The sequence below is a fragment of the Lachnoanaerobaculum umeaense genome, assembly GCF_003589745.1.
GTDB classification, from domain to species: Bacteria; Bacillota; Clostridia; order Lachnospirales; family Lachnospiraceae; genus Lachnoanaerobaculum; species Lachnoanaerobaculum umeaense.
In genome coordinates, this window is the sequence record NZ_CP032364.1 from 1,706,888 (window position 1) to 1,728,410 (window position 21,523).

Here is a 21,523-nt window from a genome sequence, read left to right on the forward strand (position 1 = left end):
GCCTTATTTCATATTTCTATAATCAGATTTTAGCTTAGCAATATACTCATTTATTAATTTTTTCTTCTCTTCCTTATCATCAAGCATAAAAATAGCTTCCAGATTTTTAATTCTTTCGCCCTCTCTTATACCGTTTACGGCTATATCAAATGCTTTTCTTGCTTCTACCATCAATTCCGACTTAAGTATTGCTTCTATTTCCTCATCCTTTTTTAACTTGTCATAAGGATCAAATATTCTTTTCAAGAAATATAATTCAACCAAAATCACTTCATCATTTGTAAGTTCATAAGCTTTCTTAAAAGCATCATAGGCCTCATCATATAAGAAAAGATTCGCATATACTACTCCAAGATTGTGATAAATACTTCCGACAAAACCGTTTTCAACATTTGTATCCATCTCTATTATCTCAAGATAATATTTTTTAGCCAAATCATACTTGCCTATATAAAACATATAGTCAGCTCTCTGCTTTCCAACTTCCCAAACTGCCATTTTCTTGATTTTTCCAATGACATTTCTAAAAATTATAGATTCAGCATTATTATATAAATCACATGAATCAATGATGTAGACTAGAATGTCTTCATCACATACTCCATTAGCTATTTTCCTATTTAAATTTTCAGCTAAATCCGGTAATTTTAAATCTTTTCCAATAAAATCCACCAAAGCATCACTTACTATTCCCTCCGTGACTAATATCGGATTTTCAAATATTACATAGCATAATTCCTCAAAGCTATAAATATCCAAAGGCAAGACATCTATATGAAAAGGATTTTTCACTTCCAGAGATTCACATAAAATCAATCCCATATATTTACCTCAATATTTCTTTTTACACCAGTGGCAGGATACATATCTCCAAATCCGGCATCTGATATTTCCAGGTTCATTACCTTATCACTTAAAAAGTGACTTTTCAAACAAAATCTTCTGGTTTTCACCGGTCTCTTCGGCAAGAAATCCAGAGTAATAGGAATATTCTTTTTACTTTTTCCATCTACACTTACTATATTTATATCTATTGATTCTCTTTCATCAGGTATTAAAAATAGTTCCTCATTAGGCTCATCCCAAATATCTCCGGCTTTTCCCAAATACATCTTGCAGCTCTTACCATTACTGAAAACATTTATAAATACATCTGATTTCAGTCTTCCTTCACAAGTAGCCAATATATTATAAATCGAATTCTCACTTGCCAGATCAACTCCCTTAAATGCCGCACCTTTGGCAAAGATATTTGTGTCCAAATACACTCTGCCTCTGGAACACAGGAAACCTATAAAACCTTCTGCCCATTCATGCTCCGCAAACACCTGCCCTGTAAGGAAAATAGAAGAGAACTTCTTTCTATCCATTACCTTCTCGGCCACAGAGGTCAATATTTTATCTGCAAGTTTTGCACCTGACGGATTATTCAATATTTGTAAGTTAAATGCCTCATCCATATTTTCAGATTCAGCATTCACAGAAAGTTTTCTTGTGTTTCTATTTACCATCATTTCATAATATGTAAGACTTACATCTGATAAGTCAAACATTCCAACTCTATTACTCCAAATATCCTTTTTTAAGGAAAGCACAAAATATATAAAACTTTCTTCTTTACTTATAACATGTATATGATTAGGCTGATATCCAAGTCCAACAAAAGCTTCTCTGATATCTCTCACTATATATTTATCTAACTCGGCTATAGCTATGACTACTTCATCAGGTTTTTCCTTATACAGTTTTTCCATTCCTACATTTATTATTTCTTTGAAAAAAATCTTTAGTATTTCTTTTCCATCATATTTTGTACCATCAATAGTTGCAGTACCGTTTTTTCTTGCTAATTTTAATAATTTATCAGTAATTATTCCTTTTCCATCCAGTGCAAGAGCATAGGCTTCTTCTCCCACTACCCAAGCTTCTTCACTCTTTTTCTTACTTATGATAGTAGGGAATATTATCGCTTCATCATCAGGATAAAATATAAGGCCTGTACTTATATCAGATAAAGCAATTCCAAGCACTCTTGGATTCATCGTATCTCCCATTTTAGATAAATTTTAGATGTAAACAAATGTTTACATTCCTTTCATATTTTTTATATCAGTGTAAATAAATTATTCACCAACTCATCTTTGTATACAAATTCTGTCAGCTTTTCCTTCATTTCATCATCTTTTCCATCCGGCAAATCTTCCAAGTCATTTATCATAATAAATCTGCTTTCCTTGGCATCAGGTTCTTTGTTAAATTGAACACAATCGGTTGTAAGTACATTGGCTGTACCCTCTGTATTTTCTAAAATCTGATACTCCCAAATTTCATCCGCAAAGATCTTTTTATGCTTAACAAAAACATTTTTATAAATATTTGGAAATTCCTCTTCTTCAAATTTATCACTAATTGGGAAAATCCTTGATTTAAATATGATGGACTCACTATTTGATTTATATTCTACAAATGCAGACTCTAAAATATCTCTGTCTATAGATATAAATCTTGACAATGACTTAAAATATGAAAATATCATGCCCAAATCACAAAGATTTTTTACAATTAATTCGCAAAGTCTTGTCTGTTTAAAATTAAGTGTATCCTTTTTTGAGTAATACTTAGACAATGCAAGCATGTATATATTAGGAAATTCCTTCATATCATCAAAATCACTGAGTCCATCTTCCAAGTAATCAAAGACATCATCCTTAGTAAACTCGTCATTCATAAAGAATGCATCACTCTTTATTGTAAAGTATGCCCTAATAATGATATCTGTAACTCTTTTTCTATCTGTATAAATACTAAATGCCTCATCCAAATCTTTAGTTTGATTAGAGAAAAGCATTTGTATCAGTATTCTTTCCTCAAAATCATATGTTTCAACATTTCTTTCCACACATAATTTCAGGCATTCAAACATATCTTTTGTTCTACCATTGTATACTCTGGCAATCAAGTCCAATGTTTTATCTGTAAATTTTCCTTCTTTATATAACATAAAGGCAATGCTTGCCCTGAATGTATCGTAATCTACTGCCTTTGAAATAAGGCTGAGGAGTTCCTCCTCCTTAATATGTTCTATACCAAATGCTTTTATTATATCTATTGCCTCTTTTATATTTCCGGTATTCATTAATGTATCACAATACATAAAAATATTGTCTTCATCCAAATTCAACTCACCTGTCCTATTTAAGAGTTCAAGATTAATTATATCCTCATCCTTAGAGGATCTCCAAAAATATTCTATAAGCTTTGACAAAAGCAGGTTTTTAAAGCGGACATCAATATCTATCTCTTCAAGTGCAACCTCAACAAGTTCAACATCTTCCAGATCTATACTATCACTCTCAGATATTATTCCCAGTTTTTCAAGCCTGTTCATATCATGATTTTCATCTATATCATAGGCTCTGTCTATCAAATTCTGCATATGGAATATCTTATCTACAACCATATCTTTAGAATAATATCTGTTTCCAAATGCATCACCAGTCAAAATTATAGCATTTTCAGAATACAATGCTACAAACGCCCTTCCATCTACAAGATCATATATCTTTTCACCATTTAACTCCGGATATACTACAACAATGGATCTTGCTGCTTTATCCGGAACATAAACCTCATAGGAATTCATTAAAAACGGAATTATCTTTGCCAGTCTTTCATCTACATCATCCTCTTCCAGTATTCCTGCATAGATATTTATTAAATGCTCATCCATCCTCAACTTCATAGCATTGTCAATAGTAAATATCTTTATTCGCTTTATATAAGCTCTATAAATCTCACTATTATGAGGATAATGTTCTACAACATTTTCAAAAATTCTCAGTTTAAAATCATCCGCCATTGAATTTATTCTTTCAAAATATTTCAATACAGACTCAGGCATAGGTAAATCATATTTTTCAGGAAGCGAATATAAGAAATACTCGTATATCCTATCAACATTCAATCCTTTTTGAATGCATCTTTCGTACCACATGTTTACATGCTTTTTTCTTACATTACCATTTATAAGTATTTCACATATGTCAAAAAGTAACTCATCACTTGGTAATGCATTGTATATGGAAAATAATATATTAAGTATTGCACCATTTATCTTCTTTGTCTCTCTTACAACGACTAAAATTCTCTCAGAGAGATTAATTGATATAAGATTATTCCTTATTCCAAAGCTCAATGCCATAACTTCAAATTTTCCACACACAGTCAATAAGTGTGGATTCTTACAAAGCAGTTTTGCATACTCCATCATCAAAAGCTTTGATCTGTCTCCAAGCTCAAATGCTCTCTTTAGGACTTTCTGCTTTTCTACAGGATTGTCTTTCAAATTATCATCTATATTTAAAATAAGAACAAGCTGAATAATGGAATGATATTTCTTATATAAATCCTTTATCAGCTTTGTCAAATCTCTAGCCTTATCAGCATCCGGATACATATAAGTGTCCAAATATTCCAAAATCAAATACTCATCTCTTAGTTCATGCCTGTTTTCCTTGATCTTAGAAGTTAAGCTGTTGATGATAGACTTTGCACTTGCCTTATCTCCCAGTATCAAATATATCTCTGCCTTTAAAAGCTTTACTAAGAAACTTTTATATGTGCTTGCCAATAATCTATCAAGTACTGCCATCATTTTAAGTAAAATCTCATTTTTTTGTATTTTTTCACTACTAAGTTCGGCTTCAACTCTCAGCTTAAAATAATCTATCCACTGCTTTCTTTCAAAAATCCTAGCTTCTCTTTGATATTCCTTTTCAAGATTCTTATTTATTATGACTTCCAAATACTTTTCATTCAGGCCATTTTTGAACTTTATATTTGCAATATTTTTTCTATCTTCCAACAAATTTGGATCAATAGTAAACTCCAGTTCATATACATTATCTATGAAATCTTCATTCTTTATCTTTCCGGTATTTAACTTAATAAAAGAAGCATTTGTAGATACATCAATGTCAAGAAGTCCCCAGTTTTCCTTATAGACCTTTATGGTAAAGCTCTTCTCTTCTTCTATTGTAGAAATATCCAACTCATTTGACTCAAGCTCAAAGTTTACAGCCTCTTTATTACCTACAGCCTGTAAGAAATTCTCTAGATTCGATCTGGAATCTGCACCTTTACTTAATGCATCATAGATTTTTTGCAATCTTATGTCTTTCATAAATCTTGACTTACAAAAATCTTTATACATAAAAATAGCCAGTGCAATATTTATGTCTTCTTTAGCAATCACCATAAAATCATCCACTGTCTTTAATGAGTCCAGTACCAGTACTGTATCTGTATTTTTTGTATAGAAAATATAGGGTATATCTCTCTCACCTGCATTTGTAACCAAAGTGATATTACCCTCTATCTTTTCTTCACTATTAAGATTTCTGGAGTTGATTTCCAGTACAAGCTTGCTTTCTAAACCGCCAAAGGTTGCATCAACTATTCTTACTCTAATATTGTCAGAATAAGCCACGCCTCTTAAAGGTACATTGTTCTCACTTCGTATCTCTATCTCAAAGCGAACAGCTTCATCCACCTTTATAGGCAGGTCTATATTTCCCGGCTCACAGACCAATATCGGTAATTCCTCTTCTATTATTCCTTTAGCCAAACGATTGATTCGCTCTCTCATTTATACACCTCTTTTATAAACCGTATCCTACATTCTATCATAAATAAAAATGAATTTCTATATCTAATAAGTAGTTGTCACCATAGCCCAAAATAAAACATCTCAATTATACTGCTTAAATACTTTATATACAGAACTCATTCTGCTTTACAGACCATAACATTTGTTGTAAAATCTTTTATAAGACACAGGAGGTCCGACGATGCTCTCAGAACCTATGACATTATATAAATTAATGATACTATATATGTTAAAGCAAGTGAAATTTCCACTTACAAACTCAAATATATCAGACTTTTTTGTCAGCAAAGAATATACCACCTATTTTATAGTTCAACAAGCTCTATCCGAGCTTTTAGAATCGAACCTGCTTAGTATGGAAAATATAAATAATAATTCCAGGTATGAAATGACAAAGGAAGGCGAGGAAGCACTGTCTTTTTTTGAAAAACAGATTTCCCCTGCTATTATCACTGATATAAACGAATTTATACAGACTAATAAATTTAGAATGAGAAATGAAGTCTCAACTACAGCAGAATATTACAAACTTCCGGGAAACGACCTCATTGTACATTGTGAGGTGTTAGAAGGTAAGACTCCACTTATAAATATTGAGATCAATTCACCTGATGAAGAGCAGGCAAGTATTATGACAAATAATTGGCGTTCTTGCAGTCAGGATATCTATCAATATATTATGAAAAGACTTCTTGGTGGCATGGACTAGAAAAAGGACACATTGTGTCCTTTTTATTCGCCTAAATATGCCCTTTTTACACTGTCATCATTAAGCAATGTCTTTGCATCTCCATCCAATACAATATTCCCGGTTTCAAGTACATATGCTCTATCTGCAATACTAAGTGCCTTCTTTGCATTTTGCTCAACCAAAAGCACTGTAGTTCCACTTTCATGAATCTCTCTAATTATATCAAATATCTCATTAACGTATAGTGGTGAAAGTCCCATAGAAGGCTCATCCATAACGATAACCTTAGGATTACTCATAAGAGCTCTTCCCATTGCAAGCATCTGTTGCTCACCGCCTGATAGAGTACCTGCCACCTGTAACTTTCTCTCAAACAGTCTTGGAAATCTCTTATATATCTTATCAAGACTCTCTTCGATACCTGCCTTATCATTCCTGATATATGCACCAAGTTTCAAGTTTTCAAGTACTGTCAAATCTCCAAATACTCTTCTGCCCTCCGGTACATGTGCCATACCAAGCTTAACTATATCATGAGCTCTAGCCCTTGTTATATTCTTACCATCAAATTCTATACTTCCTTCTTTTGCACTGATCAGCCCTGTAACAGTATGTAGTATAGATGTCTTGCCTGCACCGTTTGCACCGATAAGCGCAACTATTTCACCTTTATTTACGGTAAAACTTGCACCCTTTACAGCTTTTATCATTCCATAGTTCACGACAAGATCTTTTACTTTTAATATTTCCATCGTTCCTCCTATTCTCCCAAATACGCTGTAATAACATCAGAGTTATTAAGTACCTCACCAGGTGTACCGCTTGCAAGCTCCGTACCAAAGTTTAGCACTGTAAGCTTTTCACAAATTCCTGCTACAAGCTTCATATCATGCTCTATCAACAGTATGGTCATATCATACATATCTCTGATTTTTCTTATAGTATCCATCAACTCTTCTGTTTCATTAGGATTCATACCTGCCGCCGGCTCATCCAATAAAAGTAAAGATGGTCCTGTTGCCAACGCTCTGGCAATCTCAAGTTTTCTTTGTTCACCATATGGCAAGTTTCCTGAAAGTATATCTTTCTTATCTCCAAGAGAAAATACATCCAGTATCTCCAATGCCATATCATCCATCTCTTTTTCTTTCTTATCAAATCCGAACAAATGAGTCATAGATGTTATAAGTGGATATTTTACTTTTTCATGCAATGCCACCTTTACATTGTCCAAAACTGACATATTTGAAAAAAGTCTTATATTTTGGAATGTTCTGGCAACTCCCATATTATTTATTTGTGTAGGTGTTTTCCCATTTATCAAATTTCCATTCAGCCTTATAGTACCGCTGCTAGGCTTATATACTCCTGTCAGAAGGTTAAAAACTGTAGTTTTTCCGGCTCCATTCGGTCCAATAAGTCCGTAGAGCATTCCTTTTTCTATATTCAGATTAAAATTATCTACCGCTTTTAATCCGCCAAATTGTATTCCCAGATTTTTACACTCCAGCATTAATCCTCCTTTCCAAGCTTTCTAAACGTTTTATTCAGTGATAAACTTGTCTTAAATTTACTATTATTAAATATCATAATTAAAATCAACACTATTGCATACAATAACATTCTAAGGTTATCTGCGCCTCTAAGGAACTCAGGCAATACTGTAAGTATAATTGCTGAAATTATAGATCCCGGAATATTTCCCATACCTCCAAGGACTACAAATACCAGTATCTCAATTGATTTATTATAGTCAAATATACTTGGCTTTATAATTCCTACATTATGTGCATATAGTGAACCTGCAAGTCCGGCAAAACCCGCAGCTATAACAAATGCACTAACCTTATATTTACTTATTTTTATGCCGATAGATTCAGCTGCAATATCATTATCACGAATAGACTTTATTGCTCTTCCGTCTCTTGAATTGATAAGATTTGAAATCAATACAATGCATATTGCCATGATAATAAATACAATAGTAAAATTATTGTAATCTGAATATAAAGGAATTTTACTGAGTCCCTTTGATCCTCCGGTAAAATCCAAATAATTTATAATAGACTTTATTATCTCACCAAAAGCAAGTGTTACTATAGCCAAATAGTCTCCCCTAAGTCTAAGTACAGGTACACCGATTAAAAATCCAAATACAGCCGCCAAAATACAACCACATACCAATGCTATAAAGAAAGATAGCACAGGTGGCAAAAAGCTTGTATTTATTGATATCAGTGCACTTGTATATGCACCTATTGACATAAATCCTGCATGACCTAATGAGAGTTCTCCCAAAAATCCGGTTACCAAGTTCAGTGATACCGCCAACATTATATTTACACATATTGGAACTATCAATGATTTATATTGTCTGCTGAGCAGTCCTAAGTTTATCAATACAAAAACCAATGCATAGGCCAGCAACATTATCGCTATATTAAATATAGTTTTTTTATTTAATATCTTCATACCACACCTACACCTTTACAATCTTCTTCTTACCCAAAAGTCCTGAAGGTCTGAATAATAAAACGACTATCAAAACTCCAAATACAATAGCATCAGCAAGCTCAGTTGAAATATATGCCTTTGAAACACTTTCTATAAGTCCAAGCAGTATTCCTCCAAGCATTGCCCCGGGTATGCTTCCTATACCTCCAAGAACCGCAGCTACGAAAGCCTTAATACCCGGCAGGGCACCTAAAGTAGGTTTCATAGACTGATACTGGCTTATATATAAAATACCTGCTACTGCAGCCAATGCAGATCCAATGGCAAAGGTCATAGAAATAGTGCTGTTAACATTAATACCCATAAGCTCTGCAGCACCCTTATCTTCTGAAACAGCTCTCATTGCCGAACCAAGCTTGGTTTTGTTTATAAACAATGTAAGCAATATCATTGCAATAGCAGTAACCACTAAAGTAACCAAAGTAATACTTGAAATTACAACCGGTCCTATCTTTATATTTACATTCGGAATTACTGATTGAAAAGGTATCGGTGTAGAACCGAAGAATAACAAAGAGCTACTTTGTAAAAAGAAACTCATACCTATAGCTGTAATAAGTACTGCCAATGGTGGTGCTTTTCTAAGCGGCTTATATGCTATCTTTTCAATCAAAACTCCCAAAACAGAGCACACAACAACAGTTATTAAAAGTGATACCGGAACAGGTAAACCCAATACCGATATACTAAAATAAAGAGCATACGCTCCCACCATTATTATATCTCCATGAGCAAAATTTATCATTTTAGCTATACCATATACCATTGTATAACCGATAGCTATCAATGCATAAATGCTGCCGGTCCTCAATCCGTTTATTAACTGTTCAATAAAGTTAATTAACATTTCTTTACCCCTCTTTACCTAAACTACGGAAAACTCCTACCATATGCTAGAAGCTTTCCGAGGTCTATGTCAGAAAAAGAGGATGGGACAATTATCCCGTCCTCTCTAAAAATTTTATAAATTACTCAAAAAGCTTATACTCACCATTTTTTATAGTGACAAACATAGGCTCTTTATTTGGCTCACCGTCAGCATTAAATGATACCTTTCCTGTGATACCGTCAACCTCTATCTCAGTCATAGCCTTGATAAGGTCGTCACTCTCAATGCTTCCTGCCTTCTCCATTGCAGCCTTGATTACATATACTGTATCATATCCATCAGCTGCGAACTGATCAGGTGTTGACTTATAATCGCTCTCATACTTTGAAGTGAAATCAGCCGCTGTTGGTGCTGTAGCTAAGAACGGACTTAAGAATACTGCACCCTCAACTGTACTTTTATCTGTAACCTGTGATAATACACCGTCCCATCCATCAGAACCTACAAAAGCTGCTTCAATTCCCTGCTGCTTTGCCTGCTGAACAATATAAGCTGCTGCCTCATAGTATCCCGGTACAAATATAGCCTTAGCACCTGAAGCCTTGATCTTTGTCAACTGAGTTGTGAAATCAACATCACCATCTGCAAATGACTGTTCCTCTACAAGCAATTCACCCTTGCCACTCTTACTTAGTTCCTCTTTGAAAGACTCGTAAACTCCGGTTGAATACTCATCAGAGTTATTATAAAGAACAGCAACACTCTCATATCCCTGATCTACTATAAAATCTGCAATCATCTTTCCCTGAAGAGGATCTGTAAAGCAAAGTCTGAAAACATTAGGATTCTCAGTAATTGCCTTTGCTGAACCTGAAGGTGTAATCTGCAATATATTGTCCTTTGCAGTTAAATCAGTAAGTGCAAGTGAAGAACCACTTGTTACAGCTCCCATAAACACATTGATGCCACTATCCATCAAACTGTTATATGCGTTTACAGCCTTATCTTCCTTGGCTTCATCATCCTGGAAGTTAAGTGCCAACTTATAGGTCTTATCTCCCACCTTCACACCACCTGCAGCATTGATTTCATCAATAGCTATAGTAGCACCGTTCTTTACTGAATTACCGTAAGATGCAGCACTTCCTGTAATTGGTCCTGTAGTTCCTATTGTAAATACATCTCCATCAGCAGAAGCTGCCGCAGTCTCAGCTTTTGAACCTGAATCTGCATTATTTGCATTGCCACAGGCTGTAAGTGCCAACCCGAAAGTCAATGCCAATGCTGACATTAATACTCTTTTCTTCATAATACCTCCAAAAATTAACTTAAATTTTGTAAAACTCATCTCATTATATTTATTTCAAATAATTCTGTCAATAAACACATCTCAAATACATATATATTTTTTTTATGGTAGGTATAACAAATAGGTATATCAAAACCCTTATCGATAGTATTTTTAATGATACATATCAATAAGGGTTAAATTTAAAGTCTAAATTTTATTTTTCTGACAGATACTCGTCTATTCCTCTTGCACCTGCTCTTCCGGCCTCCATAGCCAAAATAACAGTAGCTGCGCCTGTTACAGCATCACCACCCGCGAAAACTCCTTTTCTTGAGGTTTGTCCGGTTTTCTCGTCAGCTTCAATACATTTCCACTTGTTAATATCAAGACCATCGGTAGTTCTTGCAATAAGCGGATTTGGTGAAGTACCAAGTGACATAATAACAGTGTCACAATCAATAACAAATTCACTATCCTTTATCTCTACAGGTCTTCTTCTTCCACTGGCATCCGGCTCTCCAAGTTCCATTCTGACAACCTTCATTCCCTTTACCCATCCTTTTTCATCCTCAAGGATCTCAACAGGGTTTGTCAAAATATCAAATATAATACCTTCCTGCTTTGCATGGTGAACTTCTTCAACTCTTGCAGGCAATTCAGCTTCACTTCTTCTATAGACTACATGCACCTCTGCACCAAGTCTTAAAGCAGTTCTTGCAGCATCCATAGCCACATTTCCACCACCTACAACACATACCTTTTTGCTCTTTATGATAGGTGTATGATAGTCATCTCTGAAGGCCTTCATAAGGTTGTTTCTTGTAAGATACTCATTAGCTGAGAATACACCGTTTGCATTCTCACCCGGAATACCCATAAACATTGGAAGACCTGCACCTGAACCGATAAATACAGCATCAAATCCCTCTTCTTCCAAGAGTTCATCTATAGTAACAGTTTTTCCAATAATAACATCTGTCTCAATTTTCACTCCAAGATCTACAACATTTTGTATCTCCGGTAGAACCACATCATCTTTTGGTAATCTGAACTCAGGTATACCATATATCAAAACTCCACCCGGCTCATGCAGTGCTTCAAATATGGTCACTTCATATCCAAGCTTTGCCAAATCACCTGCACAGCTAAGTCCTGCAGGACCTGAACCTATTACAGCTACTTTTTTTCCATTCTTATTAGGATTTGCCTTAGGCTTAATACCCATTTTTCTTGCAGTATCAGCCACATATCTTTCAAGCTTACCGATAGAAACAGCCTCACCTCTGTTTCCTCTAATACACACACCTTCACACTGTGTTTCCTGTGGACAAACTCTTCCACATACTGCCGGCAATGAGCTTGACTGTGCAATAACATCTGACGCACCTTCAATATTGTCCTTTAAAATCTCCTGAATAAATGCAGGTATATCTATTGATACAGGGCAACCCTGTATACATTTTGCATTCTTACAATTAAAGCATCTTGTAGCCTCTGCCATAGCCTCTTCTTTAGAGTATCCAAGACATACCTCTTCAAAGTTTCTAGCTCTTACCTCAGGCTCCTGTTCAGCAACAGCAACTTTCTTCCACATATCCTGTGCCATTATTTGTCACCTCCACATACGCCACATCCTCCATGATGTGTTTCGCCTTCTATGATCTTCAAAAGTTCTTTGCCTTCTTCTGTCTTATAAATCTGCAATCTTTGAAGTGCTTCGTTAAAATTGATCTTATGAGCATCAAACTCAGGACCATCAACACATGCAAATTTAATTTCATCACCTACAGACAGTCTGCAAGCACCACACATACCTGTACCGTCTACCATTATAGTATTCATACTTGCGATTGTAGGTATGCCAAGTTCTTTTGTAAGAAGTGAAACAAATTTCATCATAATCATAGGACCGATAACTACGCAATGATCATATTTCTTGCCTTCATTTTCAACAAGATCTTTCACCTTATCCGTTACAAGTCCCTTGAATCCATAAGAACCGTCATCTGTACATACATATAAATTATCAGAAACCGACTTAAGTTCATCCTCAAGAATAACAAAATCCTTACTCTTTGCACCTTGAACAACATCAGCCTTTATACCTCTCTCAAAGAGCCATTTAACCTGTGGATATACAGGTGCTGTTCCAAGTCCTCCGGCCACAAAAAGAATTTTCTTCTTCTTCAGCTCCTCTATATCCTCTGAAACAAGATCGCTTGCATTTCCAAGAGGTCCTACAAAGTCCATAAACTCATCGCCTTCTTTAAGTTCATCTGCAATCAGTCTGGTTGAGCCACCAATAACCTGAATAACAATAGTAACAGTTCCTGCTTCGCGATCATAATCACAGATAGTCAAAGGAATTCTCTCACCCTGCTTATCCTGTTTTACAATAACAAACTCTCCGGGGAGACATTTTGCTGCTACTCTTTTAGCCAAAACATCAAACAAAAAAATGTTCTCAGCTAATTGTCTTTTCTTCACAATAGGAAACATATTGCTTATCCCTCCAAAATTAGATAAAATCTCATATCTATACTATCATAAAAATTTAAAAAAACCAAGCTAAATAAAGCACTTTATCAGATAAATCGTTATTTTTTTAGCTATTTTGATAATAAATATTATTATTGCTATCTATTCATTTCAAACTTATACCCCTCAGTCATGTTATGGTCTGCTATAATACTGTCTATATCATTTCTATTTGATGATGGAACATCTCCAGGTATAGTATTTTTTACTGCCGAATATGCATTACCATATGCAATAGCTTTTGCACAGTCCAGTCTATAGTGAAGCAGACCATACAATGCCCCTGCTATATAAGCATCACCACTACCTATCCTATCCACTACATCAATAGATTTATATGGTTTTTCAGTATAATATTCATCCTGATAAGCATTATATATCACTGATCCGAAATCATGTACCTTAGGAGAATGCACTGTTCTTTGTGTTGAAGCTACAATAGATATAGGGTATTCATCCGTAAATGACTTCATAATTTCCCGTACATCTCCACTCTTTCCAAAGGTAAGTCTGGCAGTATCCTCAGAACAAAAGAAAATATCCACATATGGCAATACTTTCTCTATAACCTCTCTTGCTTCCTCGCCTGACCACAAATTCGCTCTAAAATTTACATCAAAAGATATTATTGATCCGTTTTTCTTAAATCTCTTTATCATTTCTATAGCAGTTTCTCTGGATTTTTCACAAAGTGCCAATGTAATGCCGGTTGTATGAAAACAGGTAGTAGACTTGTACATATTTTCTTTAAATTCATTTATATTTATATTTTCAAAGCAAGAATTTTTTCTATCATATATTACATTAGGCTTTCTTGGGTAGGCACCATTTTCATAAAAATATATTCCTACCCTTGCATCTTTATTTGAATCATAGATTATATAATCATCACTTATACCATAAGATCTTATAGTATTCTTTATGTATGCCCCTATTTCATGTGATGGTAGTTTAGTAATAACCCCTGTCTTAAGTCCAAGTAAAGATGCACCCACAGCTACATTCAGCTCTGCTCCTCCCACTTGCCTTATAAGTGTATCCCCCCTTACAAGTCTGTCATCTCTGACAGGTGAAAGTCTTAAAAGTGCCTGACCTAAAGTCAATAAATCAAATGTTTTCTCCATCTCTTTGCCTTTCAAAAATATATTATAAGTTTTATAGTCCTTATTTTTTAATCAACACAGCAATTCTTTCCAGCCTATGCAGTGATCGTAAAATTACGGACCCATATCACTTTCTCTTATATAACCTGAATGTATATGGTATATCAAAATAAGTTTCTTCCTCAGTTTCAAGGACCATAATCCATTCATTATCTGCATCTAAATTCAAAAAATACCTGTCTGCTTCATACTCATAGTCAATATATGTAACATGGGCAATATTACAATAGGGCAAGAAATCCCTATAAATACTTTCTCCCCCTATAATAAAAACATCACCATCATTTATATTATTTTCTTTCAGGTACTCAATACATGAATCTACACTATTCAATACAGTGGCACCCTTTATCTTTAAATTTTTATCATTTGATAAAACTATATTTTTTCTTTCAGGTAGCGGCTGAGAGCCGGGAAGAGATAATAATGTATTATGTCCCATTATTATCACCTTTCCCATAGTCTCCTCTCTAAAAAGCTTTTTATCTCTAGGTATTGAAACCAAAAGTTTTCCTTTATTTCCTATACCCCATTTTTTGTCTACTGAAACAATTATATTCATTCTATTCCTCAGCTATAATAATTTCATCTGAATATGGCAATGTCTTTATCCAATCACAAAAGCTTCTCCACTCATCAAGCTTATGATTCTTTCTGGATCTATATATATTCACAAGTGTCTCATAATTCAATGTACATGTTCTCATCTGATTATAGCTTGATGGCAAAAGTTGTATCAAGTCATACCACAACACCTTATCCTTATTATCTACATACTCAAGTCTTATCTTTTCCAACTCATCAACAAGATTTCTAAGAACATTCATACCATTGTCTGTAAGATGATCATGTGAAAAATCATCTATTTCAAAAGGTTTTGAATGAATCTTATGCATAGTAGATGTAGAATTCGCAACTGTACCAACTTTGTATGTATCGTATTCTTTCCACCAATATAGTGGTGCCGTTATATCGACTGAAAGCATTATCTGTCTTATAAACTTTCTATGGTCACTCGTTCCGGCATTCCTAAGTCTTTTCGCAAGCGAAAGATCATTTTCACCCAAAATATATTGTCCGTTTTCATCATAATAGCTATCCGATCTTGCCCAAGAGTTCATAGGATTTCTCGCTCCTCTTATGGCATTCTCAAAATTCATCACATAGCATCTATCAAAATCTATCATCCCATCTCCCATTTCTCTTTAATTCCATATAAATATTATAGCCTCTTTCTAGCATCATCCTTTCATTTGAAAATTTTAAAAGATGAAAGGACTCATGATATTTATAATAACCTGAATCTACAAAATACTCTTCTCTTTGCGGCCTTGAAAAGTAACTGTCAGTCTTCATCAAGAACCAATGTACTCTCTTATCAATTATCTCCGTACTTGTATTAAATGTATAATGGCTTGTACCTATAAATTGTACTATCCTTGCCTTTGCTCCGGTTTCTTCGTAAACCTCTCTTAGTGCAGTCTGTTCAAATGTTTCGCCCTCTTCCACAGTTCCCTTAGGCAAAACCCATCCCTCATATTTATTTTTATAATTCTTAAACAAGGTCAATATCTTACCATGATATATAACTACACCACCGCAGCTGGTTGCTTCTATCATTCCACACCTCCACTTTAGTGATACCTAAAAGAAGTATAAACCAATGCAGCATTATAGTAAAGAACATATCACTCTATACCTCTCTTCAAATGCCCTCTCGTAAAATCAGATATATTACTTACATCAATACCCTTCCAAAAATCATCTATATATTTTTTCAAAATAACTTTTGTTTCTTTGTAGTCTTCAGTAGTAAACCAAATTCTCAATATGGCGGGATCAAGTTTCTTTATATCCTTTTCCATACCTATTATTGAAAGAGGTTTGGAGTTCAATATAGTATTATAGCAAAAATCACAATGTGTCTTAACCTGCATCTCAATATTTTTCCTGTCTTTTAATATAAGGATCTCTTTCTTATGGTCACAACCCTTTGTAGTCTTTTTAAGGCATTGTGCTGATACCATCATTGGAATCTTGCCATAAGCTATCATTTCATTTCCGTAATCTTTCAGCTGTCTCATCTCATTAAGATTCAACTCCAGAGGATATGTAAGCCTTTTTACATCAAATTTTTCATTATAAAAATTCATAGTACTCTTATTATAGGCATATATATTATAGTCAAGTATAATATTGGCATCTTTATCTATATTTTCTCTGATATAAAAGATCTCTTCTAAACTTCTAACTATAAAGTTGTCAAATTTATAACTCATTATTAAGTCCAAATTCTTCTCAAAAAATTTCTTTGCCTCTTCTCTAAAAATATGTGGCATATACAGATTACATGCTCCGGTATATAACTTTATATTGTTAAAAAATTTTCCAAACGAAGGAGTGCCAATAAGTTCACTTTCTATACTCAACTCATCAAATATTATATTTTCATTCTTTGCGAAATCAATAGTCGCCTCTATTTGCTCTATACTCTCACAAAGTATATTAAATTTTATTTTCTCATTATTTTTTCTGTTTATAGATGGATATATAAAGCCCTCATACTCTCTTACATTAGAATCATCTCTTGTATATCTTTTCAAGATTTCAAGGCTTAATTTCTCCAAAGCCTCTCTCCTTATTTCATTCAATGCTTTTAACGGTACAAAAATATTATCATCCATATCAACATTCAAATTTTCAAAATAAAAAAAAGTATTGCCCGTCTTTTTAAGCTGCTTATCCACATCTTCATAGCAGATTGCCTTCGTCTTTGCCTGCTGTACCAAATCTCCGTTAACTTCAACAGCTATATGATTGTCTTTACAGTCTCTTCTATATACTTCCTTTAAATCATTTGCACTAACCTCAAAGACAATCGGAGTATTTTCCTTGATTTTTATAGAGCCAAAAATCGGCAGCTGTCTCTTACCTTCTACAAAAGTCTTATCCAGATATTCAAAATACTTAGCATTGGCCTGCTTGTTATCAGGCTTTTCATTAATCGCTATCATATCCCTGCCATTATGTTCCTTGTAATAGCCATCTGTTTGTCCGCCTCTATCAAATAGATCTAAAAGAAGCTTCCTATCAGCCTTATCCACCTTATAACCGGCTCTCCCTCTTTCTTTATAAAGGTCTAAATATTTCCTCCAAATACTTACAACACCTGCAGTGTATCTTGGTGCTTTCATCCTTCCCTCTATCTTTAGAGAATCAATACCGGCATCTATTATATCCGGCAAAATATCCAAACTACAAAGATCCTTACAACTGAGCAAATTTCTTTCATCGGATTTATTTAACTTTTTCTCATCATCATATACATCATATGGCAATCTGCATGTTTGTGCACACCTACCTCTATTTCCGCTCCTGCCACCAATCATAGAGCTCATAAGGCATTGACCTGAATAAGAGTAACATAATGCTCCATGTACAAAACATTCTATTTCAATATCGCTCTTTTTATCAATATCTCTTATCTCTTCTAAAGATATCTCTCTAGCCGGAACTATTCTGCTTGCCCCTTGATTTTTCAAAAATATAGCACCATAGCTTCCGGTTATAGTCATCTGAGTACTGGCATGTATAGGTAAATCCGGAAAATGTTTCCTTATAAACTCAAACACTCCCAAATCTTGTACTATAACTGCATCAACTCCGGCATGGTAATAAGTCTTTATATAGTCAAAAAGCTCTCCCATCTCATTTTCCTTTAAGAGAGTATTTATTGTCATATAGACATTCACTCCAAAGGTATGAGCGTATTCAATACCTTTTATCAAAACATCTTCATCCGGATTATCAGCATATGCTCTGGCAGAAAACTTTTTTCCTCCGATATATACTGCATCCGTCCCTGCATTGACAGCCGCCACAAGACTCTCATATGATCCGGCAGGGGCCAAAAGCTCTATATTATTCATTTCTAACCTTTCATTTCAATACCAAGGTGAATATATGCATTTTCAGTTGCAACTCTCCCACCCGGTGTTCTGTTTATAAGTCCATTCATTAAAAGATATGGCTCATACACTTCTTCCAGTGTACCGGCATCCTCACCTATTGCCGCACTCAAAGTATTTAGACCTACAGGACCTCCTCCAAACTTCTCTATAATTGTCAAAAGTATCATCCTGTCATTATTATCAAGTCCCAACTTATCTACGTCCAAAGTATCAAGTGCATAGTCCGCTACTTTCTTATCTATAACCCCATTATATTTTACCTGAGCAAAATCTCTTACTCTCTTTAATAGTCTGTTTGCAAGCCTTGGAGTACCACGACTCCTTCTTGCTATTTCTACAGCACCACTCTCATCTATTTCTACTCCCAAAACTATTGAAGAACGTTTCACAATCTCCTTTAACTCCTCAGTAGTATAAAACTCAAGTTTCTGTACCACTCCAAATCTGTCTCTAAGTGGTGCTGTAAGTAATCCGGCTCTGGTAGTCGCACCCACCAATGTAAACCTCGGCAAATCAAGCCTTATACTTCTGGCACCTGCATCCTTACCTATTATTATATCTATGGCAAAATCCTCCATAGCCGGATAAAGCACTTCTTCCACCTGTCGATTTAGCCTATGTATCTCGTCCACAAAAAGCACATCACCCTCATTTAAGTTATTTAAAATAGCAGCCATATCTCCGGGCTTTTCAATAGCCGGACCTGATGTCACTTTAAGATTTGTACCCATCTCATTTGCAATTATATTACAAAGTGTAGTCTTTCCAAGACCCGGAGGTCCATAAAACAGCACATGGTCAAGACTTTCTTTTCTCAGCTTTGCAGCATCTATATAAATCTTAAGATTTTTTCTGATTTTCTCCTGACCTATATACTCATTCAAAAATTGCGGCCTTAAAGTTTTCTCTATTTGCTTATCTTCCTTAGTTACTTCTGTTGATATTATCCTCTTATCCATTTTTATGCTCACTATACTTTATTGATTTCTAAAATATTGCCATTTTTTTCAAAGCAATCTTGAGTATATCTTCTGTTGTATCTGAATCATTTATTTCAATACTTCTTACAGCCTTATACGCTTCACCGCTTGAATATCCCAAAGAGATTAGTGCTTCTACCACCTCTCCAAGAACGCCTGAATTACTTGTATTTTCAACCTCAACTGTAGTGATATAATTCAAATCCACCTTTTCCTTAAGATCAAGAATTATCCTCTTTGCAATCTTTGGACCGATACCCTGAGCAGCACTTATAGCCTTATGATCCTCTGATACTATCGCCATCTTCAAATCAAATGTACTAAGTGTTGACAATATACTAAGGGCGGCCTTTGGTCCCACTCCATTTATACCGATAAGTTTTTTAAACATAAGTAAATCATCCTTATTTAAAAAACCGTAAAGACTATGTGCATCTTCTGAAATCTTTAGATATGTATGTAGAAGGACTTCACTTCCTTTTGTTATTTTCTCTATATCTCTAACACTGACAAACACCTCATATCCCAATCCGCCACATTCCACTATCACATTGTCAATACTTTTTTCTATTACAATTCCTTTTATATATGCAATCATATTTCTTCCTAAATATTTTCTATCTTTCCACTATAATATCATATATCAAGATTACAAATCAAATAAAATCGAACACACTTTCGTAAATTCTTGATTTAAATACGCTCAAACATTATAATACATATATGAAAGAAATAATAAAGAATTTTCCAAATAATATAAAATATAATTTATCAAAAATTTGTGAACCAAAGAAAACACTCTTTTTTGATATCGAAACCACAGGGCTTAGTCCTAAAAACTCAAATCTCTACCTTATAGGCTGTATCAGCATTGTTGAAGATAAAATTATTTTTAAACAATGGTTTTCTGAGAGTCTGTCTGATGAGACTGCTATATTACAGGCATTTTACGAGTATGCCGGAAGTTTTGATACCTTAATACATTTTAACGGTGATAATTTTGATTTGCCCTATATAAAAGAGTGTGCAAAACAATACTATCTTTTTAACCCTTTAGAAAACTATAAAAGTATTGATATCTATAAAAAGATAAGACATCTTAAGAAACCACTTTTGCTTACGAGAATGAATCAAAAATCTCTAGAGGAATATCTGGGACTTTATAGAAATGATATGTACGATGGCGGTACTCTGATAAAATTCTACTATGAATATGTAGAGAGCAAAAATCAGAACATATTGAACGTACTGCTTTTGCATAATGAAGAAGATCTTCTTGGTATGTTAAAGGTAGTTGAAATGCTTTCATTTATAGATTTCTTTAATTCAAGTTTTACTTTTATTAATAGTTTTAGAGAAGAAAATGTTTTACACCTTGATTATATCTCCAACGAAACACTCAACTATAATTTATTATTAAATGAAGAAGTATGCATAGAAATTTCAGATAATAGAATGCGTATATCAGTTCCTATACTTAAAGATGAGCTAAAGTATTTCTTTGAAAACTATAAGGACTACTACTATCTGATAATTGAAGATTATGCCATACATAAAAGCATAGGAGAATTTGTAGATAAAAGTGTAAAGAAAAAAGCGACAAAACAGACCGCCTATATCAAACAAATATCTGAGTACATACAATGTTATAATTCTCAGCACATTGGCGAAATATTTAGAAAAGATTATAAATCAAAAGAAAAATATATGAATTTGGCAAAAATCGATTTTAGCAACAAAGATTTTTTCAACGAATATGCCGTCGAAGTGCTCAAACAATTTAAACTATTAAAACAATAATTATATTGTTCAGAATATAGGTGTAAAAATCATCAAAATAATCCTTTATTTTGTAAAACCCTTATAATTTCAGATTAT

19 protein-coding genes are annotated in these 21,523 nt (G+C 34.1%); 2 read left to right on the forward strand and 17 right to left on the reverse strand.

What is annotated here, in order from left to right; genetic code table 11:
* Positions 1–3: 3 nt before the first annotated feature.
* The 3 genes from D4A81_RS07735 to D4A81_RS07745 all read right to left on the reverse strand — a co-directional run bounded on the left by D4A81_RS07735 (position 4) and on the right by D4A81_RS07745 (position 5,647).
* Complete coding sequence (locus D4A81_RS07735) at positions 4–822, reverse strand: tetratricopeptide repeat protein (protein ID WP_111524690.1); 819 nt, start codon at positions 820–822, stop codon at positions 4–6.
* A complete protein-coding gene (locus D4A81_RS07740) occupies positions 813–2,042 on the reverse strand; it encodes a DUF5716 family protein (protein ID WP_172621797.1) in 1,230 nt (409 codons plus the stop codon). Before D4A81_RS07740 ends, D4A81_RS07735 begins: the two co-directional genes overlap by 10 nt.
* 62 nt (positions 2,043–2,104) lie before the next feature.
* Positions 2,105–5,647: a DUF5717 family protein gene (locus D4A81_RS07745; RefSeq protein WP_111524692.1), complete on the reverse strand. Its 3,543-nt coding sequence runs from the start codon at positions 5,645–5,647 to the stop codon at positions 2,105–2,107.
* Between the two features lie 202 nt (positions 5,648–5,849).
* Here D4A81_RS07745 and D4A81_RS07750 point away from each other — a divergent pair, with 202 nt between their 5' ends.
* On the forward strand, positions 5,850–6,377 hold the full coding sequence (locus D4A81_RS07750) for a DUF4364 family protein (RefSeq protein ID WP_111524693.1): 528 nt from the start codon (positions 5,850–5,852) through the stop codon (positions 6,375–6,377).
* Positions 6,378–6,400: 23 nt separating this feature from the next.
* Here the strand turns inward: D4A81_RS07750 and D4A81_RS07755 are convergent, their stop codons facing one another.
* The 14 genes from D4A81_RS07755 to ruvA form a co-directional block, all read right to left on the reverse strand.
* Entirely contained in the window at positions 6,401–7,111 is a 711-nt protein-coding gene (locus tag D4A81_RS07755; RefSeq protein ID WP_111524694.1) for an ABC transporter ATP-binding protein, read from the reverse strand.
* Positions 7,112–7,119: 8 nt separating this feature from the next.
* Positions 7,120–7,872 carry an ABC transporter ATP-binding protein gene (locus D4A81_RS07760; protein ID WP_111524695.1) on the reverse strand — a complete coding sequence of 251 codons (753 nt, stop codon included), beginning with the start codon at positions 7,870–7,872 and terminating at the stop codon, positions 7,120–7,122.
* Complete coding sequence (locus D4A81_RS07765; protein ID WP_111524696.1) at positions 7,872–8,831, reverse strand: branched-chain amino acid ABC transporter permease; 960 nt, start codon at positions 8,829–8,831, stop codon at positions 7,872–7,874. The genes D4A81_RS07760 and D4A81_RS07765 overlap by 1 nt, the downstream gene beginning before the upstream one ends.
* Before the next feature lie 7 nt (positions 8,832–8,838).
* Entirely contained in the window at positions 8,839–9,720 is an 882-nt protein-coding gene (locus tag D4A81_RS07770) for a branched-chain amino acid ABC transporter permease (RefSeq protein WP_111524697.1), read from the reverse strand.
* A gap of 121 nt (positions 9,721–9,841) precedes the next feature.
* A complete protein-coding gene (locus tag D4A81_RS07775; protein WP_111524698.1) occupies positions 9,842–11,011 on the reverse strand; it encodes an ABC transporter substrate-binding protein in 1,170 nt (389 codons plus the stop codon).
* A gap of 196 nt (positions 11,012–11,207) precedes the next feature.
* Positions 11,208–12,599 carry an NADPH-dependent glutamate synthase gene (gene gltA, locus D4A81_RS07780; protein ID WP_111524699.1) on the reverse strand — a complete coding sequence of 464 codons (1,392 nt, stop codon included), beginning with the start codon at positions 12,597–12,599 and terminating at the stop codon, positions 11,208–11,210.
* Entirely contained in the window at positions 12,599–13,492 is an 894-nt protein-coding gene (locus tag D4A81_RS07785) for a sulfide/dihydroorotate dehydrogenase-like FAD/NAD-binding protein (RefSeq protein ID WP_111524700.1), read from the reverse strand. Before D4A81_RS07785 ends, gltA begins: the two co-directional genes overlap by 1 nt.
* A gap of 137 nt (positions 13,493–13,629) precedes the next feature.
* On the reverse strand, positions 13,630–14,655 hold the full coding sequence (locus tag D4A81_RS07790) for a sugar kinase (RefSeq protein WP_111524701.1): 1,026 nt from the start codon (positions 14,653–14,655) through the stop codon (positions 13,630–13,632).
* 106 nt (positions 14,656–14,761) lie between these two features.
* Positions 14,762–15,256: a dihydrofolate reductase gene (locus tag D4A81_RS07795; RefSeq protein WP_111524702.1), complete on the reverse strand. Its 495-nt coding sequence runs from the start codon at positions 15,254–15,256 to the stop codon at positions 14,762–14,764.
* A gap of 1 nt (position 15,257) precedes the next feature.
* On the reverse strand, positions 15,258–15,881 hold the full coding sequence (locus tag D4A81_RS07800) for a hypothetical protein (RefSeq protein WP_111524703.1): 624 nt from the start codon (positions 15,879–15,881) through the stop codon (positions 15,258–15,260).
* The gene (locus D4A81_RS07805) at positions 15,868–16,314 is read right to left on the reverse strand and encodes an NUDIX hydrolase (RefSeq protein ID WP_111524704.1); all 447 of its coding nucleotides are present in this window, start codon (positions 16,312–16,314) and stop codon (positions 15,868–15,870) included. Before D4A81_RS07805 ends, D4A81_RS07800 begins: the two co-directional genes overlap by 14 nt.
* A gap of 68 nt (positions 16,315–16,382) precedes the next feature.
* On the reverse strand, positions 16,383–18,623 hold the full coding sequence (locus D4A81_RS07810; protein ID WP_111524705.1) for a U32 family peptidase: 2,241 nt from the start codon (positions 18,621–18,623) through the stop codon (positions 16,383–16,385).
* Between the two features lie 2 nt (positions 18,624–18,625).
* Complete coding sequence (ruvB, locus tag D4A81_RS07815; RefSeq protein WP_111524706.1) at positions 18,626–19,624, reverse strand: Holliday junction branch migration DNA helicase RuvB; 999 nt, start codon at positions 19,622–19,624, stop codon at positions 18,626–18,628.
* 28 nt (positions 19,625–19,652) lie between these two features.
* Entirely contained in the window at positions 19,653–20,243 is a 591-nt protein-coding gene (gene ruvA, locus D4A81_RS07820; RefSeq protein ID WP_111524707.1) for a Holliday junction branch migration protein RuvA, read from the reverse strand.
* A 125-nt stretch (positions 20,244–20,368) separates the two neighbouring features.
* Here ruvA and D4A81_RS07825 point away from each other — a divergent pair, with 125 nt between their 5' ends.
* On the forward strand, positions 20,369–21,445 hold the full coding sequence (locus D4A81_RS07825; protein ID WP_111524708.1) for a ribonuclease H-like domain-containing protein: 1,077 nt from the start codon (positions 20,369–20,371) through the stop codon (positions 21,443–21,445).
* Positions 21,446–21,523: the final 78 nt, after the last annotated feature.

Bases quoted from the DNA above. Each gene is read 5' to 3' on its own strand.
- D4A81_RS07775 (WP_111524698.1), bottom strand. From the start codon at position 11,011: ATGAAGAAAAGAGTATTAATGTCAGCATTGGCATTGACTTTCGGGTTG.
- D4A81_RS07750 (WP_111524693.1), top strand. From the start codon at position 5,850: ATGCTCTCAGAACCTATGACATTATATAAATTAATGATACTATATATG.
- D4A81_RS07735 (WP_111524690.1), bottom strand. From the start codon at position 822: ATGGGATTGATTTTATGTGAATCTCTGGAAGTGAAAAATCCTTTTCAT.
- D4A81_RS07770 (WP_111524697.1), bottom strand. From the start codon at position 9,720: ATGTTAATTAACTTTATTGAACAGTTAATAAACGGATTGAGGACCGGC.
- ruvB (WP_111524706.1), bottom strand. From the start codon at position 19,624: ATGGATAAGAGGATAATATCAACAGAAGTAACTAAGGAAGATAAGCAA.
- D4A81_RS07810 (WP_111524705.1), bottom strand. From the start codon at position 18,623: ATGAATAATATAGAGCTTTTGGCCCCTGCCGGATCATATGAGAGTCTT.
- D4A81_RS07805 (WP_111524704.1), bottom strand. From the start codon at position 16,314: ATGATAGAAGCAACCAGCTGCGGTGGTGTAGTTATATATCATGGTAAG.
- D4A81_RS07795 (WP_111524702.1), bottom strand. From the start codon at position 15,256: ATGAATATAATTGTTTCAGTAGACAAAAAATGGGGTATAGGAAATAAA.
- D4A81_RS07825 (WP_111524708.1), top strand. From the start codon at position 20,369: ATGAAAGAAATAATAAAGAATTTTCCAAATAATATAAAATATAATTTA.
- D4A81_RS07760 (WP_111524695.1), bottom strand. From the start codon at position 7,872: ATGCTGGAGTGTAAAAATCTGGGAATACAATTTGGCGGATTAAAAGCG.
- D4A81_RS07800 (WP_111524703.1), bottom strand. From the start codon at position 15,881: ATGATAGATTTTGATAGATGCTATGTGATGAATTTTGAGAATGCCATA.
- D4A81_RS07740 (WP_172621797.1), bottom strand. From the start codon at position 2,042: ATGAATCCAAGAGTGCTTGGAATTGCTTTATCTGATATAAGTACAGGC.
- D4A81_RS07745 (WP_111524692.1), bottom strand. From the start codon at position 5,647: ATGAGAGAGCGAATCAATCGTTTGGCTAAAGGAATAATAGAAGAGGAA.
- D4A81_RS07790 (WP_111524701.1), bottom strand. From the start codon at position 14,655: ATGGAGAAAACATTTGATTTATTGACTTTAGGTCAGGCACTTTTAAGA.
- D4A81_RS07765 (WP_111524696.1), bottom strand. From the start codon at position 8,831: ATGAAGATATTAAATAAAAAAACTATATTTAATATAGCGATAATGTTG.
- D4A81_RS07785 (WP_111524700.1), bottom strand. From the start codon at position 13,492: ATGTTTCCTATTGTGAAGAAAAGACAATTAGCTGAGAACATTTTTTTG.
- gltA (WP_111524699.1), bottom strand. From the start codon at position 12,599: ATGGCACAGGATATGTGGAAGAAAGTTGCTGTTGCTGAACAGGAGCCT.
- D4A81_RS07755 (WP_111524694.1), bottom strand. From the start codon at position 7,111: ATGGAAATATTAAAAGTAAAAGATCTTGTCGTGAACTATGGAATGATA.
- ruvA (WP_111524707.1), bottom strand. From the start codon at position 20,243: ATGATTGCATATATAAAAGGAATTGTAATAGAAAAAAGTATTGACAAT.